The sequence below is a fragment of the Rhodococcus sp. NPDC003382 genome (assembly GCF_053589135.1).
Genome location: NZ_JBSFRH010000061.1, coordinates 24,884 through 35,250 on the forward strand (window position 1 = coordinate 24,884; position 10,367 = coordinate 35,250).

General features: G+C 69.0%; 10 protein-coding genes and 1 tRNA gene. 5 read left to right on the forward strand and 6 right to left on the reverse strand.

Features of this window, described 5'->3' with window-relative positions; all coding sequences use genetic code 11:
* The first annotated feature begins 10 nt into the window (after positions 1-10).
* The 3 genes from ACWDUD_RS27555 (at position 11) to ACWDUD_RS27565 (ending at position 1,708) form a co-directional block, all read left to right on the forward strand.
* Entirely contained in the window at positions 11-844 is an 834-nt protein-coding gene (locus ACWDUD_RS27555) for a DUF3105 domain-containing protein (protein WP_197255221.1), read from the forward strand.
* A gap of 2 nt (positions 845-846) precedes the next feature.
* The gene (locus tag ACWDUD_RS27560; protein ID WP_197255222.1) at positions 847-1,527 is read left to right on the forward strand and encodes a DUF305 domain-containing protein; all 681 of its coding nucleotides are present in this window, start codon (positions 847-849) and stop codon (positions 1,525-1,527) included.
* A 105-nt stretch (positions 1,528-1,632) separates the two neighbouring features.
* Positions 1,633-1,708: transfer RNA gene (locus tag ACWDUD_RS27565), tRNA-Arg, on the forward strand.
* A gap of 74 nt (positions 1,709-1,782) precedes the next feature.
* Here the strand turns inward: ACWDUD_RS27565 and ACWDUD_RS27570 are convergent.
* The 6 genes from ACWDUD_RS27570 to ACWDUD_RS27595 form a co-directional block, all read right to left on the reverse strand.
* The gene (locus tag ACWDUD_RS27570) at positions 1,783-2,148 is read right to left on the reverse strand and encodes an SgcJ/EcaC family oxidoreductase (protein ID WP_248675223.1); all 366 of its coding nucleotides are present in this window, start codon (positions 2,146-2,148) and stop codon (positions 1,783-1,785) included.
* Between the two features lie 32 nt (positions 2,149-2,180).
* Positions 2,181-3,179: an MBL fold metallo-hydrolase gene (locus ACWDUD_RS27575; RefSeq protein WP_248675222.1), complete on the reverse strand. Its 999-nt coding sequence runs from the start codon at positions 3,177-3,179 to the stop codon at positions 2,181-2,183.
* A gap of 64 nt (positions 3,180-3,243) precedes the next feature.
* Positions 3,244-4,362 (reverse strand): 3'(2'),5'-bisphosphate nucleotidase CysQ, encoded by a 1,119-nt coding sequence (locus ACWDUD_RS27580; RefSeq protein WP_450111370.1) that lies wholly within the window; start codon positions 4,360-4,362, stop codon positions 3,244-3,246.
* Complete coding sequence (gene cysC / locus ACWDUD_RS27585) at positions 4,359-6,236, reverse strand: adenylyl-sulfate kinase (RefSeq protein WP_450111371.1); 1,878 nt, start codon at positions 6,234-6,236, stop codon at positions 4,359-4,361. Before cysC ends, ACWDUD_RS27580 begins: the two co-directional genes overlap by 4 nt.
* A complete protein-coding gene (gene cysD / locus ACWDUD_RS27590) occupies positions 6,236-7,168 on the reverse strand; it encodes a sulfate adenylyltransferase subunit CysD (protein WP_450111372.1) in 933 nt (310 codons plus the stop codon). Before cysD ends, cysC begins: the two co-directional genes overlap by 1 nt.
* 123 nt (positions 7,169-7,291) lie before the next feature.
* Positions 7,292-8,230 carry an IclR family transcriptional regulator gene (locus ACWDUD_RS27595; protein ID WP_450111373.1) on the reverse strand — a complete coding sequence of 313 codons (939 nt, stop codon included), beginning with the start codon at positions 8,228-8,230 and terminating at the stop codon, positions 7,292-7,294.
* An 84-nt stretch (positions 8,231-8,314) separates the two neighbouring features.
* Between ACWDUD_RS27595 and ACWDUD_RS27600 the strand changes: the two genes are divergently transcribed.
* Both ACWDUD_RS27600 and ACWDUD_RS27605 read left to right on the forward strand, forming a co-directional pair.
* Positions 8,315-9,481, forward strand: coding sequence for a hypothetical protein (locus tag ACWDUD_RS27600; protein WP_450111374.1), 1,167 nt, complete (start codon positions 8,315-8,317; stop codon positions 9,479-9,481).
* Positions 9,478-10,269 (forward strand): SDR family oxidoreductase, encoded by a 792-nt coding sequence (locus ACWDUD_RS27605; RefSeq protein ID WP_450111375.1) that lies wholly within the window; start codon positions 9,478-9,480, stop codon positions 10,267-10,269. The genes ACWDUD_RS27600 and ACWDUD_RS27605 overlap by 4 nt, the downstream gene beginning before the upstream one ends.
* Positions 10,270-10,367: the final 98 nt, after the last annotated feature.

Sequence of the window (10,367 nt, forward strand, 5' to 3'; positions counted from 1 at the left end):
GCTACCAGCGATGCCCAGCGGTTCGGTTAACGGTGGTTCCGGCAAGAAGTCCGGCGCCAAGTCCGCGAAGGCCATTTCGGCCGCCGCGAAGAAGAGCGGCGGGGGCCGCGGACTTCCCAAGCAGCGTCAGATCCCGTGGATGGTGATCGGTGGCGTCGTCGCGGTCGTCGCGCTGATCGCCGTGATCGCCGTCAGCATCGTCCCGAAGTACCAGGATCAGCAGAAGCTGGCTGCGTGGACGCCGTCCGAGTCGAATCAGGATCCGTCGACCGCGCTCGAGGGCATCGTCACGGTCGACTATCCCGCCGGGCAGCACATCGATTCCACCCAGCGGGTCGCCTACGACCACACCCCGCCGTTCGGCGGTCCGCACGACTCGATCTGGGCCACGTGCACGGGCGTCGTCTACCCGGAGGCGATCCGTACGGAGAACGCGGTGCATTCGCTCGAGCACGGTGCGGTGTGGATCACGTACAACCCGGACCTGGTCGACGCCGCGGGGGTCGAGACGCTCAGCGCGAAGGTCGACGGCAAGTCCTACACCATGATGTCGCCGTATCCGGGCCAGGCTTCGCCGATCTCGCTGCAGTCGTGGGGCCACCAGCTCACGGTGGATTCCGCCGACGACGAGCGGATCGACCAGTTCATCGCCTCGCTGCGTCAGAACCGGTACACCTACCCGGAGGTCGGTGCGAGCTGCGCGACGATCCCCGGCTCGTACGATCCGGCGAACCCGCCGCCGTTCGATCCGTCGGCTCCCGGCCCGGACGCCGTGCCGATGACCGGCGGAACGGTCGACTCCGCCGAGGTCCAGACGGACATGCAGGCTCCGGCGGGTAGCTGACCATGAGCGACGGTTTCTCGCAGGGTTCGGGACAGCGCCGAATCCTCGTGGCACTCGGGATCATTGCTGCGCTCGCGATCGGTTTCCTGGTCGGTTTCCTGATCCCGCGCGGGGATGCGCAGGAGGTTCCGGCGGCCGATTCCGTGGCCGTCGGTTTCTCCCAGGACATGAGCGTGCACCACAACCAGGCGATCGAGATGGCGTCGATCGCGCTGACCCGTTCGACGGATCAGCGGGTGCAGAACCTGGCGTACGACATCCTCACGACCCAGCAGAACCAGGTCGGGCAGATGCAGGGCTGGCTGACGCTGTGGAATCAGGCGCCGTTGCCCACCGGTGAGTACATGACGTGGATGAGCGACGACAGCGAGACCATGCACGACGGTCACGCCGCGGGTCACGGTTCGTCCGCCGCGGCGGTCCCGATGCCGGGCATGGCGACCTCGCAGGAACTGGCGGCGCTGCGGGCCGCGTCGGGTCCGGAACTCGACGTGCTGTTCCTGCAGTTGATGCTGCGGCACCACCAGGGCGGGTTGCCGATGATGGAGTACGGCGCCGAGCACGGCGAGGTCGCCGCGGTGCGGACGCTGGCGCAGACGATGGTCGATACGCAGACCGGCGAGTCGGAGTTGATGACGGCGATGCTCGCCGAGCGCGGCGCACAGCCCCTGCCGATGAACTGACCCCCGATCCGGGCCGAAAAACCCGCGCTGACCAGGCGATGTGGCGTATGGGCAACAATGCGCTAGGCTAACTCCGCACCGCCGGTCAGCCGGTGGGCCCGGATTGCCCTCGTAGCTCAGGGGATAGAGCGCTTGCCTCCGGAGCAAGAAGTCGCAGGTTCGAATCCTGCCGAGGGCACCACGAGCAGTAGGCCCCGCTTCGAATTCGAAGCGGGGCCTACTGCTTTTCGTAATTTTCGGGCTGGTCGCCGGTCCCTATCCTGTGGTCGCCGCGAGCGGGCCCATGTCGAAGTAGTCCCGCCACGCGGCGATCTTCCCGTCGGCCACCTCGAACGAGCCCATGACGGGGACCTCGACCGTGCGCCCGTTGACGGTCAGCACGTCGGTGCGCTCGTTGAGGACGAGGTTGTCGCTCGCGAGCTGGCGATGGATGCGGAAGTCGATACCGCCGAACGTCGCGACCATCCCGGCGAAGTACTCCTCGATGGCGGCACGGCCGTGGACCTCCTCCAGCGGAATGTTGTGGTACACGGCGTCGTCGGTGAAGTACGCAGCGAGCGCGGCCGGATCCGGTTCCGCCCAGGCGGCGCAGAATTCGGTGACGAGCTGGTCGGGCGTCATCGCCTGCCTCTCCGTTGCAGTCCGATCGAGTGTCACACGCGGACGAACCGCGCCGGATCGGTTCCGGGGACGCGGCGGGCGCGCCCCCGCTCGATGAGGTGGCGGATGTGCGCCGAGCCTTCGGACATGGCCATCTGCTTGCCGCGCGGCGGTGTCTCGTCCCACGGCCGGTACCACGTCATGCGTTCGGTGGCCTGCCACAGCGTCAGCTCCTCGTCCCCGAACGACTCGTAGAGATCGTCGAGGCGACGTTCGTGGTGTTCGACGAGCGCCTCCGTCCGGGCTGCGAGGTCGTCGATGGGCTGCCGGTGCGCGGGCAGGGTGCGGCGGGCGGGCAGAGTCGCGACGGCGCGCAGCGAGTCGAGGAACTCCCCCAGCGCGTCGCGTTCGGCCACGGGGAAGTCGAATTCGCCGACGTGCGGGGTGGTCTTGGCGAGCACGTGGTCGCCGCTGAAGAGGATGCCGTGTTCCTCGATGAAGAAGCACGCGTGGCCCGGGGTGTGGCCGGGGGTGAACACGGTCCGCAGGGTGCGTCCGGCGAGCGGGATGATCTCGTCGGTCTTCAACACCCGGTCCGGTTTCTCGTCCGGGACGCCGTCGCGATCACGGCCGGCGGCGAGGAATTCCTCGATGTACTCGGCGGGCGCCCCGGCCTTGACCCACTGGTCGAGTTCCCGGTTCGTCCAGTCGTGGCCGGCCATCATGTGTCCGAGCTGTTCGAAGTCCGCTTCGTGCATGCCGACCCAGCATCCGGACGCTTCGCGGATGCGGCCGGTGAGGCCGACGTGGTCGGGATGGAAGTGTGTGACGACCACCCCTTCGACGTCGGTCACCGACAGTCCGGCCGATGCGAGCCCGGCCTGCAGCGCATTCCAGGAGGTGTCGTTGTTCCACCCCACGTCCACGAGGATCACGCCGCGTTGGGACTCGACTGCGTAGACCTGGGTGTCGCCGACCGGCAGGTCCGCGACGGGAACGGGGATCGCGTGGATGCCGTCCCCGATGTCCCGGGCCTCGTTGAACTGTTCCATATTTGCGCCTCCGAAATCTGCACTACTGCATCTTCTGTCTTCGAAGCTAGCGCAAAAGGTTCAACTATTCTTCGGACAGGGGCTCGATGATCGCGAGAATCGAACGGATCTCCCCCGCCGGGATGTCGAAGTGCTCGGTGATCGACACCGTCATATCGGCACCACTGCCGGTATCTATCTCGAGCAGGAAGCGCGCAACGACGTTGTTGCCCCACTCGTGGAACGTCAGATTCCGCACCCGGCGGAGCGGCCGGTACTCCGGGCCGTGCTCGAGCCGGTACCGGATCTCGGCCCCGGTGTCGCCGGTTCGCTGCCCGTTCTCCACGCGCCAGGCATCGGCGGCCAGGCGGACGTGGGACGCATCGTGGCTGATCAGCGACCGGATGTAGGCCCGAGCCATCGCGACCCGGGGGCTGTCGGTCGGCGCGGTCGCGTGCTCGGCGACGGCCGCCATGAGCGTCGGCGCCCAGTCCGGCCGGCAGATCACCAGATCCGGCAGATAGGGGTGGGGGCGGTTGTATTCGAGTTCCGAGCCGTCGATCCGCGCGCAGAACAATCCGGCCGCCTGCGCGACGGCAACGGGGGCCGCCGAGTCCCACTCCCACTGGCCACCGGCGTGAACATAGGCGTCGACCTCGCCGCGGAGCACCGCCATCGCCTTCGCGCCCGCCGAACCCATGCGCACGACGTCGGCACCGACGGCGCGGGCCACCGCACCGGCGAACTCCGGCGGGCGGCTACCGCTGACCACGATGCGGGGACGTCCCTCGCCGAGCGGACGCCGTTCGACGACGGGCGCCTCGTCGGTGCTGTACACGGCGCCGAGGCCCGGCTGGGCGACCGCCCCGGCGGTCAGGCCGCGACCGGCCTCCCACAACGCGACGTGCACGGCCCAGTCGGTGTGGCCGAGCATCCCGTATTCCTTCGACCCGTCGAGCGGGTCGATGATCCACACCCGCTCGGCGTCGACGCGCGCCGGATCGTCCGCGGATTCCTCGGACAGCACGGCGTCGCCGGGACGGTGCTCGGCCAGCATTTCGAGGATGAGCACGTTCGCGTCGTGGTCACCGCGGCGGCCGAGTTCGCGCCCGCTCAGGGCGTCGGCCTCGGCGGCTCGAACGGTCAGCAACAGTTCTCCTGCCGCCGTGGCGATCTCGGCGGCGAGAGCAGCATCGTCTGTCATGGCATCAACACTTCCATGATCCGGGCGGCCTGCGCGACCGGATCGCCGTCGGAGGGGCGGAGCACCAGGTCGGGGTTCTGTGGCGGTTCGTACGGATCGTCGACGCCGGTGAAGCCGGTGATCTCCCCGGCCCGGGCCCGGGCGTACATGCCCTTGGGGTCGCGGGCCTCGCAGTCGGCGAGCGGGGTGTCGACGAACACCTCGACGAACGGGATGCCGGCGTCGGCGTGCTGCTGCCGGATCCGGTCGCGGTCGGCTCGGTAGGGGCTGATCAGCGAGCAGATCGCGACGAGGCCGGCGTCGGCCATCAACTGGGCGACGGCCCCGACGCGGCGCACGTTCTCGGCGCGGTCCTCGGGTCCGAATCCGAGGTCGGAGTTGAGTCCGTGGCGCAGATTGTCGCCGTCCAGGCGATAGGCGGGAATTCCCGCCGCGAGCAGCTTTCGTTCGAGTTCCGCTGCGACCGTGGACTTTCCGGATGCGGACAGCCCGGTCAGCCACACCGTCCTGCCCGTGGTGGCGCGGTCGGCGCGGACGACCTCGGCGGGGTGCCACACGGCGCCCGTCTCGGCGAGAGTGGGTCCGGTGATCATGCCGGCGGCGACGGTGTTGCCGGTGGCCTCGTCGACGAGGACGAAGCTGCCGGTGGTGCGGTTGCGCCGGTACGGATCGAACAGCAGCGGCTGCTGAGTGCGCAGCTGTACGCGCCCGATCTCGTTGAGGCTCAGCGTGGTTGCGGTCTCGTCGCGGTGCAGCGTGTTGACGTCGAGCCGGTAGTCGAGCCGCACAGGCCGGGCATGGACCGCCTTCGTGGTGTGCAGCAGGGTGTAGCGGGTGTCCGGATCGAGGCTCGAGCGTTCGGTGAGCCAGCAGACCATGGCATCGATGTCGGTGCCGACCAGCGGCCGGTTGTTCGGCCGGCACAGCATGTCCCCACGGCCGAGGTCGAGTTCGTCCGCGAGTTCGACGCACACGGCGACGTCGGCGAACGCATGCTCGAGCGGTTCTCCGCCGGGACCCCAGATGCGCTCGACGCGGGTACCGAACCCGGACGGCAGCGCGACCACTTCGTCGCCGGGCTTGAACACGCCGCTGGCGACGGTGCCCGCGTAGCCGCGGAATTCGCCGGTGCCCGCGTAGCGGCGGAATTCGCCGGTGCCCGCGTAGCGGCGGAATTCGCCACCGCGGCGGATGACGTACTGCACCGGCAGGCGCGCGTCGATGAGGTTGTGGTCGGACCCGATGTGCACCTGTTCGAGGTGATGCAGCAGCGAAGTCCCTTCGTACCACGGCATGTTCGCGGTGCGGCTGACGACGTTGTCGCCCTGCAGCGCCGAGATCGGCACGAAGTACAGGTCGTGGATCTCCAATTTGGCTGCGAAGAGCCGGAATTCGTCGCAGATTTCCTCGAACCGGTCCTGCGACCAGTCCACCAGATCCATCTTGTTCACACACAGCACCAGGTGCGGCACCCCGAGCAGACTCGCCAGGAAGGCATGCCGCCGAGTCTGTTCGAGGATGCCCTTGCGGGCGTCGACCAGGATCAGCGCGAGGTCGGCGGTCGAGGCGCCGGTGACCATGTTGCGGGTGTACTGCTCGTGTCCCGGTGTATCGGCGATGACGAAGCTGCGGTGCGGCGTCGCGAAGTAGCGGTACGCGACGTCGATGGTGATGCCCTGTTCCCGTTCCGCGCGCAGGCCGTCGGTGAGCAGCGCCAGATCGGTCTGTTCGGCGCCGCGGTCCCGGCTGGTACGGGCCACGGCCTCGAGTTGATCCTCGAAGACGGCCTTGGAATCGAACAGCAGCCGGCCGATCAGCGTGGACTTGCCGTCGTCGACACTGCCGGCGGTCGCGATGCGCAGCAGTCGGGACATCAGAAGTACCCCTCCTTCTTGCGGTCTTCCATGCCCGCCTCGGAGATCCGGTCGTCGGCGCGGGTGGCGCCGCGTTCGGTGACGCGGCTGGCGGCGACCTCGGCGACCACCTGTTCGGCGGTGGCCGCGGTGGATTCGACGCAGCCGGTGCAGGTGGCGTCGCCGACGGTGCGGAAGCGCACGAGCGCCTCGCGCGGCTGCTCTCCGGGCTGCAGAGCGAGAAACCTGGTGTGCGCCAGGAGCATTCCGTCGCGTTCGACGACGGGCCGGCGGTGCGCATAGTACAGCGCCGGCAGGTCGATGTTCTCGTCGCGCAGGTACGACCAGATGTCGAGTTCGGTCCAGTTCGACAGAGGGAAGACGCGGATGTGCTCTCCCTTGCGGTGCCGCCCGTTGTACAGGTGCCACAGTTCGGGTCGCTGCGCCTTGGGATCCCACTGGCCGAACCGGTCGCGGAAGCTGAAGATGCGTTCCTTGGCGCGGGCCTTCTCCTCGTCGCGGCGGGCGCCCCCGAAGACCGCGTCGAAGCCGCCTTCGCGCAGGGCACGCAGCAGAGTACCGGTCTGCAACCGGTTGCGGCCGCCGTGCGGACCGGTGTCCTCGACGGCGTGGCCGGCGTCGATGTCGTCCTGGACGGACGCGACGATCAGACGCAGGCCGAGTCGCTCGACGACCCGGTCGCGGAATTCGACGACCTCGTCGAAGTTGTGGCCGGTGTCGATGTGCAGGACCGGGAAGGGCAGCGGCGCGGGCCAGAACGCCTTGGCGGCGAGGTGGAGCATCACCGCCGAATCCTTGCCGCCCGAGAACAGCAGCACGGGCCGCTCGAAGGTCGCCGCGACCTCCCGGAAGATGTGCACGGATTCGGCTTCGAGCGCGCGGAGGGGCGGCAACTCGTAGGACGGTGGTCGAAACGGCTGCGCCGTGGTCATCGAGGTACTCCCCACCCGGGACGTCGGTCCAAATATGTACCGATTCGGTCGAAGTCGGACTATCGAAACGATAGAACGAGTTTCAATTCGGGGTCAACGGTTTGGGGAGACCCGGAGTGGCGGTCAGCGCTCCGGACGTCGCCCGCCGAGCTCCGCGGTGATCGCGTCGGCCGCCTCGACGAGCGCCGCGCCGCGCCGCGCGATCTCCGCGGCGTCGATCTCGGCCTCGACGTGCAGCGCGAGGACCAGCGATTGGTGTCCGTCCGGGTCGTAGGCGGGCGCGGCGATCAGGTTCACCGCGAGCGGTTCACCGGCCGGGGCCTCCTCCGGGAACAGGACGCGCTCGCCCGGACTGGACACCAGCTCCCCGAGCAGTTCGCGCAGTTCCGGCGCCAGGTCGTGCGCGACCACGCCGGCCATCAGCGCGTACAGCCGCCGCCCGCCCCGGGTGAGCGATTCGACGAGGTATCCCGTGCGCCGGCACCGGTCGACCACGCGCTGCAGATGCGGGCGGTCGAGCCGTACCGGCAGGGTCGGCTCGCGGCGCAGCCATTGTTCGAGGCGCTGGTCGGTGTCCCACAGCACATACATCAGGCCGACGGGCGGCGCGAACGGGTACACCTCCCCCACCCGCGCACTCGCCGTCGCACCCCGGGGTCCCACCACGTCGAGCACCGCGATGCGGTCGCCGACGACGGCGGAGGCGGTGCAGGCGACGTCGAACCGGGCGCTGAGCCGGGTGAGATGCCGGTGCGCGACCGGACCGGCCGCGAAGCCGCGCTGCGCCGCGCGCCCGGCAACGATCAGGGCGGGGCCGAGCCCGTAGGTCTTGTCGACCGGGTCGCGCATGAGATAGCCCGCGTCGGCGAGCGCGGTGAGGATGCCGAGGCAGGTGGGTTTGCTCAGGCCCAGCTCGCGGGCGAGCTCGGAGAGGCCGAACCGGACGCCGGGGTGCGCGACGAGGTGGTCGAGGACCTGCACGACCCGTTCGGTCGGCGGCGAGCGCCGAGCGGACCCGGCAGCGTCCCCGCTCGGCGCGGTGGAATCGCTGAGACGAACCATTGACCACTTCCTGTAACACGTTCTATCGTCGGCCCAATCAGACTTTACCGCAGCGGTACATATTTGGACCACAGGGAGATCGATGTGATCACCGATCCGCTCGCCGCGGCGATCGCCGAGGCCGAGAAACTCGTCGCCACCGCTCCGCACGTCCGCACCGACCAGGATCTCGCCGAGGGCTACGGCTACCTCGCCGGGGGAATCGCCGCGTGCGTGCACGCCGCCTGGGCCCACAGCAGCACCCACCCGGTCCTCATCACCGGCACCGGTCCGTACAGCAAGATGGGCCTGGACAACCCCGACACCCTGTACTGGGGTGCGGCCGTGCGCGACGACGCCGAGTACGTGGCCTCCGGCCGCCGCGGCACGACCTGCGACCTGAGCTTCCAGGTGCTCGCCGGCAACTACACCGACGCCGACGTGCCCGGCAACGTCACCGCCTTCGACGACCGTGCGATCCGCATCGGGGACGACGGCACGTTCGAGGTGCGATTCGGCCCCGGCCCCGCCGATCCGGAGCGCAACTACTTCACCCTCGCGCCCGGATCGTCGCAGCTCGTCATCCGGGAGGTGTACAGCGACTGGTCGCAGCGACGCGGCACCGTCCGCATCGACCGGGTCGACACGCTCGGCACCCCCGCGGCGGAGCCGACGCAGGAGGACGCCGTCAAACGATACGAGCGCGCCGGACGTGCGCTCGTCTCGCGGGTGAAGACGTGGCTGCAGTTCCCCGAGTGGTTCTACCTGAAGCTGCCGGTCAACACCGTGACCGCACCGCGCCGCACCCCCGGAGGCCTGGACACGCAGTACTCGTCCGTCGGGCACTACGAACTCGCCGACGACGAGGCGATGATCCTCACCGTGCCCGCGTCCGACGCCCCCTACCTGGGGTTCCAGATCGGCAGCCTCTGGTACATCTCGCTGGACTACATCCACCACCAGACGTCGCTGAACAACACTCAGGCCCAGGTGGATCCGGACGGCAAGGTCCGCATCGTGATCTCGAACCGCAACCCCGGCATCACCAACTGGATCGAGACGCTCGGCCGCAGCCGCGGCATCCTGCAGTTCCGCTGGCAGCGCATCGACCGCGAGCTCACGTCCGCGGACGGTCCGACGGCGCAGGTGGTTCCGTTCGACAAGATCGCCGAGTCGCTGCCGTTCCACGAGTCCAACCTCATCACCCCCGAGGCGTGGTCCCGGCGGATCGCGGCGCGCCAGACCGCGATCGCCGATCGGATGCAGGCGTGAGCGCGCCGGCGGGGTTGCTGCACGACCGGGTGGTCGTGATCTCCGGCGTCGGGCCCGGCCTCGGGCGCACCCTCGCGGTCCGGTGCGCCGAACACGGAGCCGACGTCGTGCTGGCAGCCCGCACCCGCGAGCGGCTCGACGAGGTCGCCGCGGAGGTCACCGCGCTGGGCCGGCGCGCCTTGGGAGTGCCCACCGACATCACCGACGACGAGTCCGCGGCCGCATTGGTCGCCGCGGCCGCCGAGGAATTCGGCGCCGTGCACGTGCTGGTCAACAACGCCTTCTCGGTCCCGTCGATGAAGCCGTTGGCGCGCACCGACTTCCAGCACATCCGGGACAGCGTGGAACTGTCCGTGCTCGGCGCGCTGCGCCTGACCCAGTTGTTCACCCCCACCCTCGCCGAGTCGAAAGGTGCAGTGGTGAACATCAATTCGATGGTGGTGCGGCACTCCCAGGAACGGTACGGCAGTTACAAGATCGCGAAGTCGGCGTTGCTGTCGATGTCGCAGTCGCTGGCGACCGAACTCGGCCCCCAGGGAATCCGCGTGAATTCTGTTGCTCCCGGCTACATCTGGGGCCCGATCCTCCGGAGCTACTTCGAACACCAGGCCGGAAAGTACGGCACCACCGTCGAGCAGATCTACGAGCACACCGCAGCCGCCAGCGACCTGCGTCGCCTGCCCACCACCGAGGAGATCGCCGACGCGGTGATCTTCCTGGCCTCGCCGATGGCATCGGCGATCACCGGGCAGTGCCTCGACGTCAACTGCGGCGAATTCCACCATTGAGCCGTGGGGCGTTTTTTGGGGGGGGGACCGCCCCAAAGCCACCCGGGGCCGGGGACACCAAGTACCAAAGCACCACCCGGGGGGGCCCCCCAAACCAA